An 18,582-nucleotide genomic window follows, 5' to 3' on the forward strand; every position below is an offset into this window, starting at 1 on the left:
TCAGTCTCGGCACGGTGCCACCGTGTCGAGGACCTCAGGTCAGGTCTCGATCGACTTGCGGTAGATCAGGAAGTTGTCGATGTCCTTCTTCTGGATCATGACTTTTCCCTGTCGGAGCGACCCGTCGGGCTGCTTGAAGTCCTTCTGGAAGTCCCCGAGTACCACGCCGACATTCGCTTGATTGACCTCCAGGACCTTCACCCGGACGAATCGCACCGCCTCCTTGAATTTTCGGGCGTAGGAGAGCGGGTTGTAGACCGCCTCTCGCCCGACGTGGCCGACCGAACGACGCCATTCGTTCCACGCGATGGTCGCGACATCGCCGTTGTCACGCCCGTGCCAGGTCTCGTGCTCGTAGATGACATACCAGAATCGGCCGAACTCCTCGAGACAGCGAAAGAAGTTGGCCGCATCGTTGCCCGGCGAGCCACTGACCGTGATGTTCGAGGCTTTGAGGTCGCCGTAGTGCGCGAGCACGCCGTGATCGAGGAACCGCAGGTCGTAGTCGAATTCGCCTTTGCGCTTGACCTTCTGGACCGTGATGTGGCTCTGCAGATCATGCTCGGCCAGGTATCGGCTCAGCCGAAACTCCAGGTAGAAACCCGCCCACTCGTTCTGAAACTTGTCCGGCCACCCCGCGGTGTACATCTCCTGCACCGCCCTCAGACCCTCAACTCTTGACCCGTCCAGGAACTTCTCGCTGAATCGATCGAGGACTTCGACGTGCGGGTTCGGTTCGTCATAGCCCGAGCGCAGGTAGGTCGCGAACTCGTCTGATCGCACGCTCGTTAGGCGGTTGCCGTTCTTGTCCTGGCGGGAGAACTGGCCGAGCGTCTGCGCCTGAAACAGGTCGTTGGTCGACACATGCGCGGCCGAGTTGTTTGCCTTTCGCGCGATATAGGTGATCGGATCAAAGTCGACAAAGATCGTGCTGCTCTCGTAGTGATAGACCCCCACGAAACGAACGACCAGTCCGTCCTGCGCCGCCTGCCGGTGCACCTCCAGCCAGGATTTCGGAATCTGGATGCGCTTTTTGTAAACCTCCCAGGGAGTACCGAGGTAGGTGATCTGCCTGCTCAGAATCACCTGATTCTCGAACGCCACAACAGCGACTCCCGCGTACGTCTCGCGAGTGGCGCCCGGCAGCGCCGACAGCAACAACTCGGCTCTGGCCCGCACCGAGAGGGTGGTGTCGGTGCCGTGCAGCAGGGTGCCCGCGGCCCCGATCTGATCAACGACGACGTTCCCCATAGAACTATTCGTATCAGCATCGCGCGTATGTGCGCCGATCCGGCTCCTCATCAAGGGAATAGAGTCGAGCCCATGTCAGACGCCACGGCCCCGCAACGGCAGACCTACGTCCTTGTCGACGGGGAAAACATCGACGCCACGCTCGGCACCTCAATCCTGAGTCGCCGCCCGCTCCCCGAAGAGCGGCCCCGCTGGGACCGAGTGCTGACCTACGCCGAGAGCGAGTGGGAGCAGCCGGTCACTGGCCTGTTCTTCCTGGCCGCCTCGCATGGTGAGATGCCGATGTCGTTCGTCCAGGCGCTGACCGCCATGGGGTACCAACCCGTTCCGCTGGCTGGCGGCCCCGGTGAGAAGGTCGTCGACATCGCCATCCAGCGCACCCTGTCGGCGTTGGTAGACCGCCCCGCTGACGTGATGCTGCTCAGCCACGACGGGGATTTCCTCCCACAGTTGAGCGCGCTCGTGACCGACGATCACGACGTCGCGCTGGTGGGCTTCAAGGAGTTCCGCAATGCAGGTTTCGCCGAGCTTGAAGAAAGCGGTCTGCAGTTCCACGACTTGGAGTACGACGTCGGCGCGTTCAATGCGCGTCTCCCGCGCCTGCGCATCATCCCGATCGAGGAGTTCGATCCGCTGGACTTCCTGTGACGGACCAGTTGGCGCCCTGGACCAAGCAGCGTCCGGTCAGCGGCGAAGTGGGCTCGTGGATCAACGAGGCCGCCGGGTCGTGGGGGACGGTCGGTGGCATCGCCACCACGTCTTTCGATTCCTATGCCGTGCTGCCCAATGGCACTGACGGGTACACCCTGTCGTCCCCTGTCGCCGCGCATCTACGGGACGCTGTCCGTCAATGGGTGGCCGAGGATGAGCCTTGCTTCCAGGCGCTGTGGCAGGGGTACGGCGAACTCGGCGGCGGCACGCGCCTGTGAGGGAGCCGCAATCAAGGGTGCTACGCCTCGCGCAGCGCATCGGGTTCCGGCGTCCAGGGGCACTCCCGCGTGTCATCCGTGACCAGGTGCTGGGACAACCCGTGCCACGACTCTTTGCCGAGGATGTCGAGCGCATCTGCGCATTCGACATCCCGTTCCGCGAGTACTTCGCCTTCCATGGCGCCCTCGCCGACCTCGCGCCCCGCCCATGGAGTGAGGATGACCGCCTCGATCAAGCCCAGTCGCCCACGATCTTTTGGCCAGAGTCACGAACCTGGCTGGTTGCCTCTGAAATCGACCTGTTCGTGACCGTAGTGGGTGGGCCCCGATCACTGATCGACGGCGTCCTTGCCCATCCGAGCCTGCTTGCCCGACGAGTCGAAGCCACCGACGAGATTCAGCCCTCGTGGGACCTTGATGACCCCTTCGACGAAGACTGAGGCGCTCCTTAGCGGTACCGTCTCGGCGTTCGCAGCAGAGCAACGCCACCAGCGATCAGAGCCCCACCGATGCCTAGGAAAATGAACAGCCCGATGATCTGACCGCCGAGATAGGCCGCGCTGTCATCGCCGTTCGTATTCGACCCACCGACGGCAGCGGCAAGCGCTCCCAGCATGCCCAGCAGGACGAGTGCCGCAAACAGGAAACACACGACAGCCAAGAGCACCTTCCACACCGGCCGGTGGTACGGGTGCTGGATGCCGAACTGCGGGTATGACTGGTAGCCCTGCGGAGCCAGGCCGTACTGCGAGGGCGATTGACCGAAGTGCGTCTGCCCGGGTGGCGGCTGCCGGGTGGGGTCGTACGCGTAGGGGTCGCCAGCATTGCCTTCGGGAGGCTGTTGGCTCCCGTATCCGTCGTAACTCACGTCGTCAGGATGCCACGCCAGCCTTGTCGTCGTTACGCGTCTTAATCAGGCTGGCGATCGCGGTGATCGCCAAGATCCCGATGATCACCGTCAACGACAACCAAATCGGGATCTCCGGCACACCCTCGAGCTTCTCGCCCTCATTGATGAACGGCAAGTTGTTCTCATGCAACGCATGCAAGATCAACTTCACTCCGATAAACGCCAACAAAATCGACAACCCCAACGACAGGTACACCAACTTCTGCAACAACCCACCGATCAAGAAGTACAACTGCCGCAAACCCATCAACGCGAAAATATTCGCCATCAAAACCAAGAACGGATCCTGCGTCAAACCAAAGATCGCCGGAATCGAATCCAACGCGAACAACAGATCCGTCGTACCCAACGCCAAAATCACCAAGAACATCGGGGTATAGACCCGCGACCCGTTCTCCATCACCCGCGACTTCGTCCCATGATCCCACGAATCCGTGAACGGCAACCGGTTCTTCGCGAACTGCACCACCTTGTTATCGCCCGCGTCCTCATCATCCTCATGCGCGGCGTACTCCTTGGCCAACTTCACTGCGGTGTAGATCAAGAAGGCACCAAAGATATAGAAAATCCACGCCGCCGAATTAATCGCCTGCGCACCCACCAAAATGAAGATCGCCCGCAAAATCAGCGCGATCACGATCCCCACCAACAACGCATACTGCTGATACTGCCGCGGCACGTTCAACTTCGCCATAATGATGATGAAGACGAACAAGTTATCAATCGACAGCGAATACTCCGTCAACCACCCAGCGAAATACTCACCACCCAGTTGCGAACCAGCATCGACGAAAACGTAGATCCCGAACGCCACCGCCAACGAGACATATAACCCCAGCGCAAGACCGGTCTCCTTGTTGCTCGGCACATGCGGACGGCGCCCCAGCACCACCACATCAAAAATCAGCAACGCGACCATGACACCAACACACAGGCCAATGACCCACAGCGGTGCAAACGATTCAGCAAATGCCATCTGCTTCAACCTTTCGACGAGGACTCTCCACGGAACGCGTCGACCTGGTCAGGTGACACGCTCCGGAGGTCTCTCCCGCCCAGCGATTGGGCCGCAGTCCCGGACCCTCGAGGGGTCGTACTGACGAAACTGTGAGATGGGGATACTCCCCTCCGCGACAAATTCTGCCATACCTCCTCGCCTACGATCGAACGCATGACCAATGCGGCACCTGAGGACGCCTTCCGCCTCGCCACGGACAATCGCCTGCTCGCGGTCGCGATGTTCGAGGGACTCAGCGCCACTCAATGGACAACGCCCAGCTTGTGCGAGGGCTGGACGGTGCGTGAGGTAGCTGCCCACCTCCTGCAGCCCCTCGAAGCTGACCTGCGGTTGCCCAGTGTGTTGCGCACCGTGGTCCGATATCGCGGCAACCTGGAGCGATACATCGACGAGAGCACCCGCGAGATCGCCGCTCGCCCTCCCGAAGACCTCGTCGCCCAGTTGCGCGAGCGCGCTTCAGCGCGGGTTCAGCCGCCCTTCGTTGGTCCCGGTGGTCAACTCGCCGACACCTGTATCCATCTGCGCGATGCCGCTCGTCCGCTCGGCCTGGACATCACACCGACCTTGGAGGCGTGGCGAGCTTGCCTCGACTTCCTCGTCTCGCCGCACGGGTCGCGAGGCTTCCTCCCGCGGGGCCGACTCAAAGGACTGCGAATGGTGGCATCCGACCAGGACTGGTCATGGGGAGACGGCGCTGAATTGCACGGCACTAGTGAGGCTCTCGCGTTGGGCCTCTCTGGACGACCCGTCGTCATGCCCGAACTCAGCGGTTCCGGACTATCGATTCTGGCTCAGCGGATCAGCGCTTGATCGACAGGCTCGGTGCGTCAATTCCCAGGTCTTCCAACGCAGTACGCGCCGCTGACCATCCCGCCATGCCATGAACCGATGGCCCTGGCGTCGTCGATCCCGAGCAGACATAGGTGCCTGCCACGGGCGTACGCCATGGCGTCGGCGACAGGATCGGCCGGCGAGCCAGTTGTCTCATCGACACCGCACCGCTGGCGAAGTCCCCTCCGGCAAAATTGGCACTCACCTCGTGCAAGCGCGAGGCCGGGAAGGCGTGTGACCCCAACACTAGGTCGCGAGTTCCCGGGGCGTGCTGCTCGATCGTGTCGAGAATGACGTCGCTGCGATCAACCGAACAGCCATACGGGACATGCGTGTAGGCCCACAGCACCGCTTTGCCCTGCGGGGCACGCGTCGGGTCGACGACTGACGGCTGGACCAGCAAGACGTACGGCGCTTCAGGCAACCGCCCGGCCGCTACCTCCCCTTCTGACTGGCGGATCTGCGCGCGGGTCCCCCCGAGGTGGATGGTCGGAGCCTGGCTCAGGCGCTTATCGCTCCACGGGACTGGCCCATCGAGTGCGAGATCGAGTTTGCTGACCCCCGGTCCCGGGCGCAGGCCGCGCAGGGCCCGGCGATACCGATCAGGAAGGCGATCACGTCCGATCTGCTCCAGGCTGCCCGCAGATACATCGAGCAATCGCACTTTGGCGTAGTCGAGTTCGGCGAGCGACGTTACGTCGACACCGGTGCGTACTCGGCCGCCATGCGCCTGCAGATCCGCCACCATCGCATCCGCAATCGACTGCGAACCACCCCGCGGGACCGGCCAACCACCCGCGTGGGCTAAGGCGCTCAACAACAGACCCGCCCCAGCCACGCTCAGCCTGGGATGCCGCCCGATGACATGTGCCGCAACGCCCGTCAACATGCTGGGTGCCACGTCGTCGTCGAACCCCCACCCCCAGGCCGGAGTGCCCTGCCAGCCAGTGCCCAACGTCATTGCGGCAGTCGCGGCAAGGTGTTGTGGTGGTCGCAGTAGCGAGGACATCGCGAAATCCGCTGCATCATCAGCGCGTTCGACGATGGGTCGAAGGAGACGCTCGTACGTCGAACCGTCCCTGCCCAACTCCTCAACCGTCCGATCCAGATCGCGGTAGGCGACGCCCGCGTGACTCGAAACCGGGTGGGCGTAGGACACCTCCGGGACGATGAGGTCAACCCGGTCGGAGAGTTCAAACTCGCGAAAGAAGGGCGAGGCCAAGGCCATCGGATGTACCGCCGACGCGAGGTCATGCCGGAACCCGGGCAACGTCACTTCTCGTGTCGCCGTACCGCCACCAATCCAGTCGTTGGCTTCGAGCACCTCGACCGACAGCCCGGCGCGAGCAAGGGTCACTGCCGCCGCAAGCCCGTTAGGGCCCGCGCCAACCACTACGGCATCGACTGTCATACGCCAATAGTCGCCCAATGCCCCCTATCCGAGACAATAAGGGCATGTCCGAGTCCTTCGAGTCGCTCATCGACCTGGGTGCGAGTGCCGACGTGTCAGGGTGGGACTTCTCCTGGCTGGAGGGCCGAGCAACGGAGCAGCGCCCGCCCTGGGGGTATGCCCGCCAGCTCGATCACCGCCTCAGCCGGATCCGCGCCGAGCGGCGGGTCGCGAAAGCGCTGGACGCCGCGAGCAACACCGGATTCCGGTTGATCGTCGCCGAGGCGGCACCACTCAAATTGCGCGTCGAGACGGCCCCGTGACGCGCCTTTCCGCCCAACGTGCGTGCGATCCGCTTGTGCTGGTGCAGCGGCCACCGTCGTGTAACTGGTAATGGGTGCCGGTGTCGACCCCGACTCACCGAGCGAGTCCTGTCTCTAAATGCGAGACGGTTCAGTAACACCCTTGCTCCTGGGAGTAGCGCCGTGAAACGGTCAATTAGTCGGCGAGATTGAAGTCCCGTTCAATATCTGTGCATTAGACAGGGGGTAGACATGGTTGGCATAATGTCTCAAGTCCAGTGTGGACCGTCGGGCTCTTCATGACTGAGGGGCTAGACCGACCCGGAGCCACAAGTTTTATTGCGGTTTAGGTTTGAACACCCGAAAGTCATGAGGAGCCATCGGATAGCACTGGCTACTGGTTGCTGTCGAATAGTTGACCGGTAGGAAACGGCTTTTTCGGATCGCATCCGAACAGATTGGAGCAGCCCATGAAGCGCGTGCTTAAATTCCTCGGCCTCAGCAGCGAGTCGCCCGAGGAAGGACAGATGTGGCATGGCGTAGATCAGAGATCGAAGACGAGGATAATCGGCATTGCACTGGCCTTCGCAACGATCGCTTACGCAATCGCCTACCTCACATTGCGAGGAATTGATGGGTTCCCTGTCTTCTCGCCTCTTCTCGTGGCGCTCTTTACTCTTGTGATCACGACGTCAATTCTCAAAGGAAGACATCTCGAAGGAAGGCAGAACAATGTATCGGACCACTAAAACTCTGGCCGCCCTGGGGGTTGCAGGTGCGTTGGCAATCACAGCCCCGTCTGCGACGGCGGCAGGACATGCCGACCTGCGGCCCGCGGGAAGCGGTGTGAGCAGCACGAGTGTCTCGTCGGCTAAGGATCTCCTGAACTACGACTCGTTCGACCGTGCTGGAGATCGACCAGCAGCGAAGACGTCCTCTCTCGGCAAGGATCTTGGACCCGGGATCAGTGAGGCCATCGATGCGTCCACCTTGTCTGAGTTGAAGAAGCGCTTCTCGGAGACTGGGCGCGGTAGTCTTCCTCAGGGCACTAAAGCGTTGCGTTACATGGACTCTGGCGAGATCTATGCCGTAGACGCCACTGGCAAGAAGATTGCCCGGTTTGCAGGCATGACGGCGAGTGTTGAGGACGGCTCCAGCCTGACTGCGGCCCGTGGTGTTATTCATCCTGAGGTAAAGCGCATCATTGGAGCCTGCATCGGTATCGGTGTTACTGGAGGCATCTCAGCGGAGACGATTGTGCAAATGTTTAACACCCCGGCAAAGGCTGCCAAGTTCGTCGTACGCCGCCTGGGGGTCTTCGGTGCGGTAAGTTGCGCAGGAGGCATCATCTGGGAGTACATCTAGAAGTTGCATCTGCTCAAGCTGTGTTCTCGCCCCGTAAGGGGCGAGAACACAGTCGTCGCTCCAGTCCGGAAACCAGTGGTGTCCAAATCCGCTCCGGGTGGATTTGCGATATTTTCGCATATATTCCGTTTAGAGATGAATACGTTACGACTGAATTTTACCAGCGGCAGAAACTGTGGTCGATTCAGATATTAAATGAGGTCGACGTGCTCACTATGGGGTTCGTGAGCCGACCTGTCGGACACTTTTGGTAGCGCTTATGCGACGGCTATTGGTTTTTCAACACGCATCTTCGATACAGTGCTCGTGTCCGATCCAGGCTAGAACGGAATGTCCGAATCCCCGTTGGCATGGTGGTCCGCCTGGCATGTCAGGCTCAATTGGATGAGCTGGGTGGACGGCCAGAGTCAGCGGATCAACTACTGCGCCGCCCGTAAGTCCGTTGGGGCCCGAGCCAACCAGTACGACATCGACTGTCATACGCCAATACTCGCCCAGTGCCCCCTATCCGAGACAATGAGGGCATGTCCGAGTCCTTCGAGTCGCTCATCGATCTGGGTGCTGGTGCCGACGTGTCGGGGTGGGACTTCTCCTGGCTGGAGGGCCGGGCAACTGAGCAGCGCCCGCCCTGGGGGTATGCCCGCCACATGGCCGACCGACTGGCACGCGCGGCGGCGTCACTGGACATTCATACCGGCGGAGGCGAAGTGCTTGCCGAAGCCACCATGTTCCCTCCCACGGCGGTCGCCATCGAGTCGTGGCCACCGAATGCCACCAAGGCGACCCGGGTGCTGCATCCTCGCGGCGTCGTGGTGGTCGCCGGTCCCGAAGAGCCGCCCCTGCCCTTCGCCGACGCAGCATTCGATCTTGTCACCAGTCGGCACCCGGCGACGATCTGGTGGGACGAAATCGCTCGGGTGCTTCAACCAGGCGGTACGTATTTCGCCCAGCATGTCGGCCCGGCGAGTGTGTTCGAGCTGATCGAGTTCTTCCTCGGTCCGCAGCCGACGGCAAGGCGAGGGCGCCATCCGGATGCCGAGGCAGCGGCCGCACGCGCCGCCGGACTGGAGATCGTCGACCTGCAGCCCGCAAAACTGCGCATCGAGATCCACGACATCGCGGCCGTGGTCTACCTGCTACGGAAGGTGATCTGGTGGGTACCCGACTTCTCGGTCGAGGAATACCGCGATCGCCTCCGCGACCTGCACGACCTGATCCAGCAGGAGGGTCCGTTCATCGCCCACTCGACTCGGCACCTGATTGAAGCCAGGCGACCGGCGATCGCCTGACCTTGCTTGAGCGGCGAATCCCCGGTCCTAGAAACAAAAGGAGTGGAGGCCAGGCGTAGATGCTGTCGGTCACAACTCGTCACGTGGTCCGGGGCTGCTCACCTGTAACGCGAACCACAGGTCGAATCTCGTTTCGATGTCCTCCAAGTCGCGGTCCAGCAACTGGGCCGCCCGGTTGATCCGCTGGCGCAAGGTGTGCCGGTGGATTCCCAGTTCCTGCGCCGCCGGACCGAAGTGACCGTGGTGCTTGAGCCAGGTCGTCAACGACATCCGTAGGTCGACGCCCGACGCGGCCGCATAATCGTCCAAAGGCTGGAGAAACTCCACAGCGAACGACTTTGCCGGGCCAGGATCGGCTACCCCCAAGGCGCCCGTTGTGACATCGGCATAGCGAACCAGAGCGATTCCCCGGACTCTCGCGACCTTGCACGCCTGCTCGGCATCATCGAACGCCGACCGCAGATGTTCGGGCGGCACGGCACGCGACACACCCACTGCCAGACCGGCGACCCCAGTCACCTCTTCGATGGCGTCGGCATGGACCAAGGCATATGCCCGCGCCTCAATCGTGCCCGCGATTGCCCGCTCCTCGCCCAGGTCCTGCAAATGCTCGCACCAACTCGACAGCGCGGACGGCTCACCGGTCGCGGCAGCCACCACCAGCGCGCCGCCGCCAAGCAGGCCCTCGCTCAACACCGCGAGTTCGTCGGGTGCTGGCGCGGATCCGGAGCGGACCAGCCGGATGAGTGCGGCTTGACGCAGCAGTCGCTGTGCCGTCGGAGATTCTTGGTCGATCCCGAAGGAGAGGATTGCCGCCGCACCGGCAACCAAGTCTCGCTGCAGTTTGCTCATGGCGGTCATCGTGCTGACCACGAGCACGCCTCGGGTCGACCGGCCCGAGCCGAGTCCCTGCAGCAGGACCCTGCGCGTCCCATCGATGATCGACATCCCGGCCCGGGCGTCTCCGCCCTTCGCTTTACGAACTTTCTCGACATCTGCCTTACACGCCGCCAGCACCCCGATCGCTGCGTCGCTACTCCACGCTCGTGGCCGACCGCCTCCATCGAGCAAAAGTACGTCGCCTGCGAGTTGTGTGGCGAGCATGCGAACCACCCCGCGTGGACCACCAGTTCGAGCAGCGCGGGCCAGTGCCTGATGGTCACGCCGGATATTCACGTGCTGAGAGCGCTCCTCGGCAACGACGATCTCCGAGAGGGCGCGGACTACCGCGACGAACGGGGTCTGCTGTCCCACCTCGACAATCACGAGGCCTCTCCGCGCCGCCGCGAGAACAAGCGGCTCCGGTGTCGACTCCGCAGTGACCCCTATCCCAAATCCCAACGCGACGGCGCCGGCGACAACAAGCCGGTCTACGTATTCCTCCAAGGATGAGAGGTCGCTAGGCAACCGCATCCCGGAGGTTAAGACGAACTCGCCACCCATGAGGTAACTCGTGGGATCGAGCAATTCGCTGACTGCGACCGAGTGCACAGGGCGCTCAAGGGAGTCCTCGCCGCTGAGCACCTTGAGCTGTAGTCCGGGGTGGGCAACCAAGGTGGCGAGGTCGATGACCATGTCCGGACCGTACAACCTGCTCACTTAATGGCGAAAGGTGATTGCGCCTCATCCCAAGCGTCCCCTTGACCTTCCACAGTGGCACGTCGACCGATCTGGAACGCGACGAAGTGTCCATTGCCATGCCGCTGACCACGTCACACCATGAACCAACAGGACCCTCACGAGCAGGAGCACCGTTGAGTCACGTTCATCCGATCGGGCCGGTCGACGCATCACAAGTCCCCCGCTACTGCGGACCGTCCACCTTCGCTCGCCTGCCAGAGATTCGAGATGTCGAGCGCGCCGACATCGCCGTCGTCGGCGTTCCCTTCGATAGTGGTGTCTCCTATCGCCCCGGCGCTCGGTTTGGCCCTGGCCACATTCGCGCAGCCTCCAAACTGCTCCGCCCCTACCACCCGGTGCTTGACATCTCCCCGTTCGCGGCTCTGCAAGTCGCGGACGCTGGCGACATTGTGGCCAACCCCTTTGACATCGCGGCGGCGATCACGGAGATCGAACGCGGCGCCGACGAAGTCTTAGAGCGAGCGGACCGCGTAGTCACGCTCGGTGGGGATCACACCATCGCCCTACCACTGCTGCGTTCGTTGCACCGAAGGCATGGACCCATCTCGGTCCTGCACTTCGACGCCCACCTCGACACGTGGGACACCTACTTCGGTGCCCCCTACACCCACGGAACGCCGTTTCGACGCGCGAGCGAAGAAGGGCTCCTCGACCCGGAGGGTTGCCTCCATGTAGGGATCCGCGGCCCGTTGTACGCCGCATCGAACTTGCTTGACGACAAGGCACTCGGCTTCTCGATCGTGCGGGCGGAAGACTTCGACATCGACGGTCCCCATGGCGTGATCGAGCGATTGCGAGCACGTCTTGCGGACCGCCCCGTCTACGTTTCCATTGATATCGACGTGCTTGACCCGGCTTTCGCACCGGGGACCGGCACCCCCGAGGCCGGCGGCCTCACCAGTCGCGAACTGCTGCGCACGCTGCGCTCGTTGGTGGGCTGCCATGTAGTGGGCGCGGATGTCGTCGAGGTATCTCCGACTTACGACCATGCCGAGATCACCGGCATCGTGGCGAGCCACGTGGTCTACGAGCTACTTTCAGTGATGGGCTCGAACGCAGAACTCCAGTCCCCGAGCGAAGGCACCCGATGATCGAAACTCGTTCCATCGACTACGTCCCGCTCGCGGATCGGCATGGGAAGGTCTGGCACCAGGGACCGTTCTGGTTCACCGGAAACTTCGTCATCACCACCATGGTGACCGGGTTCATCGGGCCCGCCTTAGGTCTCGACCTGGTGTCGTCCATCGTTGCGATGGTTCTCGGGGCGGCTTTCGGAACCTTCTTCATGGCTTTCCACGCCTATCAAGGGCCGCGGATGGGCCTACCCCAGATGATTCAGTCGCGCGCCCAGTTCGGTCTGCGGGGATCGATCGTGCCCCTCATCGCGGTGTTGTTCGTCTACATCGGGTTCAACGTATTCAACGTCATCTTGGCCACCCAGGCCCTACAACTGGTGTTCCCCGGCTCGGGCGCCCTCTGGTATCCCGTCCTGATCGCAATCGCCGTCGTGCTTGCCGTGGTTGGCTACGATCTCCTCCACTTCGTGTTGCGCTGGCTCTCCTACGCCATGGTGGTTGTCTTCGCCCTGGTCACCATCGGGGCGCTTCGGGATCTCGAGGCCGGAGCGGCCCTCCCGAGCACGGCGGGATTTTCTTGGGCTCCGTTCCTGATCAGCTTTGGAGCAGCTGCCGGCTACCAGATTTCGTACGCCGTGTACGTATCGGATTACAGCCGGTACCTGCCCCCGACGGTCTCAAGTCGCGGCGTAATCGGTTGGACTTACGCGGGAGCCGGCCTCTCGGCCATGTGGCTCTTCTCCCTCGGCGCCTTCCTCGGCTCGGCGATCAAGGAGCCCGACGCAATCGGCGGCCTGCGATCGGTCGGCGACGGGTTGTTCGACGGATTTGGAACCTTCGCCGTCCTCGTCGCCGTGCCCGCGCTACTCAGCGTGATGGCTGTCAATCTCTACGGGGCGATGCTGACCGGCACCAGCGCAGTCGACGGCTTCAAGCAGATCCGACCGACGGTGCGTGGCCGAGTCACGGGGATTTTGCTGGTCGCCGTGGTGGTGTACATCGTCGCCCTGAGTCTCCCCGACGACTACTTGGGCAGCTTCAACAACTTCGTTTTGATGATGCTCTACTTCCTGATCCCCTGGACCGCAGTCAACCTGGTCGACTTCTACTTCGTCCGACACGGTCACTACGCAATCGCCGAGATGTTCAAATCGAATGGCATCTATGGGCGCTGGGCGTGGCGGGGCCTAGTCTCCTACGCCGTGGGCTTTGCCGCCATGGTGCCGTTCATCACCACCACGTTCTACGAGGGGCCCGCAGCCAAGGCGATCGGAGGCGGCGACGTCTCGTTCATCGTGGGATTGCTGGTGTCGGGGTTCCTCTACGCCGCGCTGTGTCGAACTTTGGATCACGACCGCGAAGATCAGGCGATGATCGCCAGCGAACTCGAACTCGAAGGCTCAGGTATCGCAGCAGAGCCGGCGCCAAGTGACTAAGGTCGCCGCGTGCCAAGTCGCACCTCTCCTGGGTGACCCCGCCGCAAATCGAGAACTCGTCGCTGATGCGGTGAGCGACGCCGCCAAGCAGTCTGCTGAGCTCGTGGTCCTCCCGGAGCTAGTGTCCAGCGGTTACATGTTCCGCGACCAGGACGAGGCCCGTGCCAGCGCCGAACCCGCAGATGGGCAGACGCTGCAATTGTGGGGCCGATTGGCTCGGGACCACGGCGTGGTGCTCGTCGGCGGCTTCTGCGAGGCGGGGCCTACCGGCGAGCTGTATATCTCGTCTGCGATCGTCGACCCCAGTGGAACACGCGCCATCTACCGTAAGGCTCATCTGTGGGATCAGGAGCGCCTGATCTTCAGCAGGGGTAATGCGCGCCCTCCCGTTGTCGACACCGCCATCGGACGGATTGCGACGATGATCTGCTACGACCTTGAGTTCCCTGAGTGGGTACGCATCCCAGCCCTGGCTGGAGCCGACCTCCTTGCGGCTCCGGTCAACTGGCCCACCGGCGCACACGTCCCGGATCAAGTACCCACCGAGGTCGTGCGGACCCAGGCCGACTCATCCGTCAATCGGATGGCCGTCGTCGCGTGTGACCGAGCCGGTGTCGAACGCGGTGTCGAATGGGTCGGCGGTTCCGTCATCGTGGACTCTGACGGGTGGATCCTGGCTGGTGGATCGAGGACACCGTCGAGCCAGACGCTCTGTGCAGACCTCGACCTCACCGCGTCCCGCAACAAGAACGTCGGCGGGCTCAGCGACATTCACGCGGACCGACGACCGGATCTCTACTAAGGCCCCACCTGGCCGGATCTAGAACGGCTGCCGGACGACATCGTCGACGACGCCAGGGATTTACCGGGTCACGGCCTACCGTGTCAGGTATGACGGAGCGCTCATGACAAGACGCAGCGTGGCTGCGCTGATGTGGATCGTCACGATCGCGTACTGGCCCATGCAGCTGGTAGTGGCTCGATCGTGGTCCACGCCGTACGACTGGACCGAGGACGTCATCAGCGCGCTCGGGGCCACGACGTGCACCGAGTACTGCTCGCCCGATCACGCGCTGATGAATGCGACGTTCATTTGGGTCGGCATCCTCACCACAGTCGGCGCAATCCTGCTGGCACAGAACAGTTTTGGCATCGCTAGAACCGGGTATGTACTCATCGCGGCATCAGGGATCGCGACGAGCGCAGTTGGTTTCCTCCCTGTCGACGTCGCGTCGGGTCCGCACACTATCGCCGCGCAACTCCACTTCGGAACACACCTTGTCGGGATGATCTGTCTGGCCCGCGCGCTCTCCGGGCCGCGGCGGTATTTCACGGTGGGCTGTATCGCCGTGGCCATAGTGGGCGCGATCGCGTTCGTGACGCCAGGAGGCTGGGGACTCGGCTCAGGACTCACCGAACGCATCGCGCTCGACACCATGCGCGTCTGGACGATCTGGTTCGCCGCCATGCTCCTGCACGACGAGCGGGGCGCGCTCGGACAACGATGGGCGCAACGTCCTGAGCGATTGTGGAGCCTAGGAGATTCGAACTCCTGACATCTGCCTTGCAAAGGCAGCGCTCTACCAACTGAGCTAAGGCCCCTAGGGGTGGATATTCAGATGTAGTGCTGCGCCGAAGGCGTGGAGTCGGTGGGCTGACCGGGCTGGTCAGACACCTGCTTCCACAGCTCCTGGCTAGCGGTGTGCTGCTTCTGCTTGCTGCTCACGAAGGCGGCGGCCGCAGCGGCCGCAGCGACGAGCAGGACCTTCTTCATGAGGACTCCTTGTGACTTTGGCGGTGGTGGGCCTAACTGGACTTGAACCAGTGACCTCTGTCTTATCAGGACAGCGCTCTAACCGACTGAGCTATAGGCCCCTTCACCATCACACGCCGCAGAAGCGAACTTCGACGGCGCGCGAGACGCGACTCTACCGCACCCGCGCGCCGCCTCCAAAGTCGCGGCGACCAGTTAGCCCCGCAGTTCTCGTACCTCGAAATCATCGAGGACGAACTCGACCGCGCCGCCCTCCGCTGGCTTGCGAAGACCAACCCAAAGATCGCCATCGGCGGGCGCCTCGATCTCGAGTTTCATCGTGGTGGTCCTGAGCGCCTGGGGCATTGGTGTCGCCTTCAGTACCTCCGACTGGGGCCGATCGATGCCAGTCACCCACTCATACGTGTTGGCGGTTTCGCACTGATAACTGAAGGACACCTCGTAGCGGCGTCCCGGCGTAAAGCGCACCGTATGAGGCACCGTGCGATAGACCAGCCCCGGGTTCTCCCCACGCGACTTCAGCGACTGCTTGCCGGCGATGACGTCGTCGATCGCCTTGCCGTTCCAGCCGCGCTGGGTGTAGGGCGCATTTCGCTGAGCAATGTGCGTCCGCGGGTCAGTCGACCCGCCAGCGTCACCCTTGACGAATGGACCCCAGCCGTAAGGGAGCCGCTCAAAGTCCTCGAAGATGACTGCGCCCTGGCGTTCGGCGGGCGGTCCGGACACCTCATCGACACGTACCGAGGCAAAGGCCACTATCGCCGCTCCGGCCTCCGCCGAGAGTTCCACCTCGACGCGGTCTTGGTCGCGGCGAACCCGGAACGGCACCATCACTCGCTGCATCCGGGTGCCCTGGCGGTGATCGGCAGCGACAAAGTTCTCTGCGGTGGACCGCTCCGCCCACCGACTGACCGTCTTGTCGCCGGTACGAACCGACACCTCGGCACGCCTAGTCTCGCCAGCGGTGGCACCAACCTGGACGTGGACGCCGAGGACGTAGTGACCAGGCTCGAGCCGCCGAAGGCGTTGCGACACCGTGGTAGCCGGACCTGAGGGGAGCACCACTTGGTGGTGCCCGTTGTCGTCGGTCGTGGCCTCCGCGCGCCCGCGCACCTTCCAGTCCGCCAAGCCACCGGAGCGGAAACCTGGGTCTCGTAACGGCGTTCCCTCACCCCAGCGCGGGTCGGTTTGTGTGGGTGCCGGCCGTCGATAGATGGCGTACGCCTCGCCCGCCTTGGCCTCGAGCCGCACCTTCCCAGACCGCACCGGCACGGTTCCAACCTGCTTACGCCCTTGGTCGTTGAGCCGATAGACGTAGACCTGCCGTATCGACCGCCAGCCAGAGGGCAGCACCCACGTCGTTCGACCACCTTTGGCGTTGAAGTGATAGAGCTTCGCCGGCTTGGTGAGTTCGCTTGGCTCCCAAGGGAGGAGATAACTCGACCCGCGTAGCACCTCATGGCCGTCAACCGAGACGACCTGAGTGCCCTGCTCGTCGCGAGAGCTCACCGCGCGCGACGCGAAGAAGGTCACCTCCCGGGCTGACCACGTCTTGATCGGGAAGGCCTGCAGGAACTTCGCGGGAAGGGCCTCAGTCCAGATCTTTTGGTAGAACTCGTTCCAGTCGGTCTTCCCGCGCCAGCCCTCGAAGTTGCCGATTTTGGCCGTCGGCAGCACGGCCGGCCAGCGATCGCTGAAGACGTCTTTCTGGTGGTGGCGGACCATACGAATGAGCTGAGAGTTGATGCCCCGCGACTCGTCCGCTCCGTAGTCGATCTCCGTCGCCCAATGCGACCAGATCGATGAACGCTCCAAGCCGTGACCCCACTCCGTCGTGACCGTCCACCCCTGCTTGCGCAGCTGATGTTGCAATCCGTCGGAGTTCCAGCCGGATTCGCGGAAGACATCGATGTAGAGCATGTTCAGCCCGCGGTGGGTTTCGCGACGAAGGTCGGCGAAGCGCCTGACGATGTCGCCACTGACTAGGTCGCGCCGTGGGTCGATGCGATACGACTGATCCAGCCAATCCCACTGCTCGTCCTCGACGTCGACAAGGGTCTCGGAGAAGGCGTTCGCGACCGGGTACGACTCGGTCGCGTTCACGTGCACCGCGAAGTCGCTGTTCCAGCGAGATCCCTTGCGCAGCAGCGTATTCAGGTCGTCCAGTCCTCCCGCTCCTCGGTTGTAGTTGCCCGCGTAGTCGGGGTGTGCGGAGTCGTGGCCTTCAGACTGATAGCCCTTGAGCAGGACGAACTGGCGCAACCCGTCGGTGGCCAGGTTGACCCGTTTCACCGAGTCGAGGGTGTGCAGGAACGGATTAGTTGCCTGGCTCGCGAAGTTAAACGGGATGTGTGCCACCACGCGCAGATGCTGCTCGTCGGCGCCACGAGGAGTCACGGCGATATCGCGCATGGCGATGGCTGCGTCCTGCCAGTCCACCTTTCCGTCGCCGTTGCGATCGCGAGTGAGGATGACTCGCACCCACGGCAGCGGCTCCATCTCCTTGCTCCTGCTCCGGTCCGGTCGGATGGTCCACTGTCCGGGCGCAAAGCCGGTTTCAGTGGCCTTGCCGCGACTGCGCACCTGGTGCCACAGGCGGCCGTTCTCCCAGGTCGTCCTCGCCTCGGAGTTCGGCAGGTCATAGACCACATTTGTCTCCAGTGCGGCCGCGAGTTCATCTGTCGCCACCACGCCGTACGCCCCGCCCCGGGCGCTCCCGTCCGGCTCCGACGTGTCGGCCGGGTTGACGACGACATCGCCTTCCTTGCTCTGATCGAGTTCGACTCGCCCGCAACGCAATTCGGCTCCAGGCTGGTCACTGCGTATGGCGACCATCCGCAACTGCGGGATCTGCAGCGTGCCAATACGCTCGCCGCCGCCTTCACGAATGTTTGTGACGCGCCACTCGACACCCCAGCCATCCACCTCGATGGACACATCGATCCGGGAACCCGCCGGAGTCTTCAGGCGATAGGTGGCCTTGTCTCGCTCCGTGCGTACCGACGCGGTGGTCACCACTCGCTCACCGTTGATCAGGACATGGTCAACCGGATCGGTCGCACCGTGCAGCAGCCCACCGGACCGGTCGCGATAACTCAGAATGCGCGGGAAGTCACTCCCGACCGTGACCTCGAGGTGCCGCGAGCGCAACACCTTCGTTCGCTCGGCCTTGGCGTGAGCGGGCGCATATCGACTGAGCGTCGCGGCCATGGCGACCGCGCTTGCGCCACCCAGCACGGACCGCCGGGACAGTGCCCGCTCGGGTGCTAGGTCGGTCTGGTGTCGGCTGGTCTTCATGAACGCTCCTCGGGAAACCGGGGTGTCGTCGCAACGACTCGATTCCCTGATGTTAGCGCTCACATGAATCGAG

The 18,582-nt window shown here is 62.9% G+C and carries 19 protein-coding genes and 2 tRNA genes; 12 read left to right on the forward strand and 9 right to left on the reverse strand.

The window, feature by feature from the left end; genetic code table 11:
* Nucleotides 1-39 precede the first annotated feature (39 nt).
* Nucleotides 40-1,251, reverse strand: coding sequence for a hypothetical protein (locus tag F562_RS0113590; protein ID WP_018157519.1), 1,212 nt, complete (start codon nucleotides 1,249-1,251; stop codon nucleotides 40-42).
* Nucleotides 1,252-1,323: 72 nt separating this feature from the next.
* Between F562_RS0113590 and F562_RS0113595 the strand changes: the two genes are divergently transcribed.
* The 3 genes from F562_RS0113595 to F562_RS0113605 all read left to right on the forward strand — a co-directional run bounded on the left by F562_RS0113595 (nucleotide 1,324) and on the right by F562_RS0113605 (nucleotide 2,620).
* A complete protein-coding gene (locus tag F562_RS0113595) occupies nucleotides 1,324-1,899 on the forward strand; it encodes an NYN domain-containing protein (RefSeq protein ID WP_018157520.1) in 576 nt (191 codons plus the stop codon).
* Nucleotides 1,896-2,180, forward strand: a complete 285-nt coding sequence (locus F562_RS0113600; RefSeq protein ID WP_018157521.1) for a hypothetical protein — start codon at nucleotides 1,896-1,898, stop codon at nucleotides 2,178-2,180. The genes F562_RS0113595 and F562_RS0113600 overlap by 4 nt, the downstream gene beginning before the upstream one ends.
* A gap of 101 nt (nucleotides 2,181-2,281) precedes the next feature.
* Nucleotides 2,282-2,620: a hypothetical protein gene (locus F562_RS0113605; protein WP_156822662.1), complete on the forward strand. Its 339-nt coding sequence runs from the start codon at nucleotides 2,282-2,284 to the stop codon at nucleotides 2,618-2,620.
* 8 nt (nucleotides 2,621-2,628) lie between these two features.
* Here F562_RS0113605 and F562_RS0113610 read toward each other — a convergent pair whose 3' ends face one another.
* Nucleotides 2,629-3,048: a hypothetical protein gene (locus tag F562_RS0113610; RefSeq protein ID WP_018157523.1), complete on the reverse strand. Its 420-nt coding sequence runs from the start codon at nucleotides 3,046-3,048 to the stop codon at nucleotides 2,629-2,631.
* 4 nt (nucleotides 3,049-3,052) lie between these two features.
* The gene (locus F562_RS0113615) at nucleotides 3,053-4,066 is read right to left on the reverse strand and encodes a TerC family protein (RefSeq protein WP_018157524.1); all 1,014 of its coding nucleotides are present in this window, start codon (nucleotides 4,064-4,066) and stop codon (nucleotides 3,053-3,055) included.
* Nucleotides 4,067-4,261: 195 nt separating this feature from the next.
* Here F562_RS0113615 and F562_RS0113620 point away from each other — a divergent pair, with 195 nt between their 5' ends.
* The gene (locus tag F562_RS0113620; protein WP_018157525.1) at nucleotides 4,262-4,918 is read left to right on the forward strand and encodes a maleylpyruvate isomerase family mycothiol-dependent enzyme; all 657 of its coding nucleotides are present in this window, start codon (nucleotides 4,262-4,264) and stop codon (nucleotides 4,916-4,918) included.
* Here F562_RS0113620 and F562_RS0113625 read toward each other — a convergent pair.
* Nucleotides 4,908-6,350: a phytoene desaturase family protein gene (locus F562_RS0113625; RefSeq protein ID WP_040385334.1), complete on the reverse strand. Its 1,443-nt coding sequence runs from the start codon at nucleotides 6,348-6,350 to the stop codon at nucleotides 4,908-4,910. The two genes, F562_RS0113620 and F562_RS0113625, sit on opposite strands and share 11 nt — an antisense overlap.
* A gap of 44 nt (nucleotides 6,351-6,394) precedes the next feature.
* On the opposite strand from F562_RS0113625, the gene F562_RS21225 reads away from it, so the two are divergent.
* The 4 genes from F562_RS21225 to F562_RS0113645 all read left to right on the forward strand — a co-directional run bounded on the left by F562_RS21225 (nucleotide 6,395) and on the right by F562_RS0113645 (nucleotide 9,285).
* A complete protein-coding gene (locus F562_RS21225; protein ID WP_018157527.1) occupies nucleotides 6,395-6,652 on the forward strand; it encodes a hypothetical protein in 258 nt (85 codons plus the stop codon).
* Nucleotides 6,653-7,101: 449 nt separating this feature from the next.
* A complete protein-coding gene (locus F562_RS0113635; protein ID WP_018157528.1) occupies nucleotides 7,102-7,380 on the forward strand; it encodes a hypothetical protein in 279 nt (92 codons plus the stop codon).
* 97 nt (nucleotides 7,381-7,477) lie between these two features.
* Nucleotides 7,478-7,996 carry a hypothetical protein gene (locus F562_RS20305; RefSeq protein ID WP_018157529.1) on the forward strand — a complete coding sequence of 173 codons (519 nt, stop codon included), beginning with the start codon at nucleotides 7,478-7,480 and terminating at the stop codon, nucleotides 7,994-7,996.
* A 524-nt stretch (nucleotides 7,997-8,520) separates the two neighbouring features.
* A complete protein-coding gene (locus tag F562_RS0113645; RefSeq protein WP_018157530.1) occupies nucleotides 8,521-9,285 on the forward strand; it encodes a class I SAM-dependent methyltransferase in 765 nt (254 codons plus the stop codon).
* 69 nt (nucleotides 9,286-9,354) lie between these two features.
* On the opposite strand, the gene F562_RS0113650 is transcribed toward F562_RS0113645, so the two are convergent.
* The gene (locus F562_RS0113650) at nucleotides 9,355-10,860 is read right to left on the reverse strand and encodes a PucR family transcriptional regulator (protein WP_026181276.1); all 1,506 of its coding nucleotides are present in this window, start codon (nucleotides 10,858-10,860) and stop codon (nucleotides 9,355-9,357) included.
* A 122-nt stretch (nucleotides 10,861-10,982) separates the two neighbouring features.
* On the opposite strand from F562_RS0113650, the gene speB reads away from it, so the two are divergent.
* The 4 genes from speB to F562_RS20645 all read left to right on the forward strand — a co-directional run bounded on the left by speB (nucleotide 10,983) and on the right by F562_RS20645 (nucleotide 14,994).
* A complete protein-coding gene (speB, locus tag F562_RS0113655; protein WP_083915628.1) occupies nucleotides 10,983-12,017 on the forward strand; it encodes an agmatinase in 1,035 nt (344 codons plus the stop codon).
* Nucleotides 12,014-13,438 (forward strand): purine-cytosine permease family protein, encoded by a 1,425-nt coding sequence (locus F562_RS19250; protein ID WP_018157533.1) that lies wholly within the window; start codon nucleotides 12,014-12,016, stop codon nucleotides 13,436-13,438. Before speB ends, F562_RS19250 begins: the two co-directional genes overlap by 4 nt.
* Nucleotides 13,431-14,240 (forward strand): nitrilase-related carbon-nitrogen hydrolase, encoded by an 810-nt coding sequence (locus F562_RS0113665; protein WP_018157534.1) that lies wholly within the window; start codon nucleotides 13,431-13,433, stop codon nucleotides 14,238-14,240. The genes F562_RS19250 and F562_RS0113665 overlap by 8 nt, the downstream gene beginning before the upstream one ends.
* Before the next feature lie 103 nt (nucleotides 14,241-14,343).
* On the forward strand, nucleotides 14,344-14,994 hold the full coding sequence (locus F562_RS20645) for a DUF998 domain-containing protein (protein ID WP_083915555.1): 651 nt from the start codon (nucleotides 14,344-14,346) through the stop codon (nucleotides 14,992-14,994).
* Here the strand turns inward: F562_RS20645 and F562_RS0113675 are convergent.
* The 4 genes from F562_RS0113675 to F562_RS0113690 form a co-directional block, all read right to left on the reverse strand.
* Nucleotides 14,968-15,040 (reverse strand) — tRNA-Ala (locus F562_RS0113675). The two genes, F562_RS20645 and F562_RS0113675, sit on opposite strands and share 27 nt — an antisense overlap.
* A 13-nt stretch (nucleotides 15,041-15,053) precedes the next feature.
* Nucleotides 15,054-15,212 (reverse strand): DLW-39 family protein, encoded by a 159-nt coding sequence (locus F562_RS20825; protein ID WP_018157535.1) that lies wholly within the window; start codon nucleotides 15,210-15,212, stop codon nucleotides 15,054-15,056.
* A gap of 24 nt (nucleotides 15,213-15,236) precedes the next feature.
* A tRNA-Ile gene (locus F562_RS0113685) sits at nucleotides 15,237-15,313 on the reverse strand.
* 94 nt (nucleotides 15,314-15,407) lie between these two features.
* The gene (locus F562_RS0113690; protein ID WP_018157536.1) at nucleotides 15,408-18,509 is read right to left on the reverse strand and encodes an endo-alpha-N-acetylgalactosaminidase family protein; all 3,102 of its coding nucleotides are present in this window, start codon (nucleotides 18,507-18,509) and stop codon (nucleotides 15,408-15,410) included.
* Between the last annotated feature and the right edge of the window lie 73 nt (nucleotides 18,510-18,582).

Source organism: Demetria terragena DSM 11295, from assembly GCF_000376825.1.
GTDB lineage: Bacteria > Actinomycetota > Actinomycetes > Actinomycetales > Dermatophilaceae > Demetria > Demetria terragena.

Coding starts and splice junctions, on each gene's coding strand:
- F562_RS0113590 (WP_018157519.1), bottom strand. CDS start 1,251: ATGGGGAACGTCGTCGTTGATCAGATCGGGGCCGCGGGCACCCTGCTG.
- F562_RS0113595 (WP_018157520.1), top strand. CDS start 1,324: ATGTCAGACGCCACGGCCCCGCAACGGCAGACCTACGTCCTTGTCGAC.
- F562_RS0113615 (WP_018157524.1), bottom strand. CDS start 4,066: ATGGCATTTGCTGAATCGTTTGCACCGCTGTGGGTCATTGGCCTGTGT.
- F562_RS0113620 (WP_018157525.1), top strand. CDS start 4,262: ATGACCAATGCGGCACCTGAGGACGCCTTCCGCCTCGCCACGGACAAT.
- F562_RS0113625 (WP_040385334.1), bottom strand. CDS start 6,350: ATGACAGTCGATGCCGTAGTGGTTGGCGCGGGCCCTAACGGGCTTGCG.
- F562_RS21225 (WP_018157527.1), top strand. CDS start 6,395: ATGTCCGAGTCCTTCGAGTCGCTCATCGACCTGGGTGCGAGTGCCGAC.
- F562_RS0113635 (WP_018157528.1), top strand. CDS start 7,102: ATGAAGCGCGTGCTTAAATTCCTCGGCCTCAGCAGCGAGTCGCCCGAG.
- F562_RS0113645 (WP_018157530.1), top strand. CDS start 8,521: ATGTCCGAGTCCTTCGAGTCGCTCATCGATCTGGGTGCTGGTGCCGAC.
- F562_RS0113650 (WP_026181276.1), bottom strand. CDS start 10,860: ATGGTCATCGACCTCGCCACCTTGGTTGCCCACCCCGGACTACAGCTC.
- speB (WP_083915628.1), top strand. CDS start 10,983: ATGCCGCTGACCACGTCACACCATGAACCAACAGGACCCTCACGAGCA.
- F562_RS19250 (WP_018157533.1), top strand. CDS start 12,014: ATGATCGAAACTCGTTCCATCGACTACGTCCCGCTCGCGGATCGGCAT.
- F562_RS20645 (WP_083915555.1), top strand. CDS start 14,344: ATGACAAGACGCAGCGTGGCTGCGCTGATGTGGATCGTCACGATCGCG.
- F562_RS20825 (WP_018157535.1), bottom strand. CDS start 15,212: ATGAAGAAGGTCCTGCTCGTCGCTGCGGCCGCTGCGGCCGCCGCCTTC.
- F562_RS0113690 (WP_018157536.1), bottom strand. CDS start 18,509: ATGAAGACCAGCCGACACCAGACCGACCTAGCACCCGAGCGGGCACTG.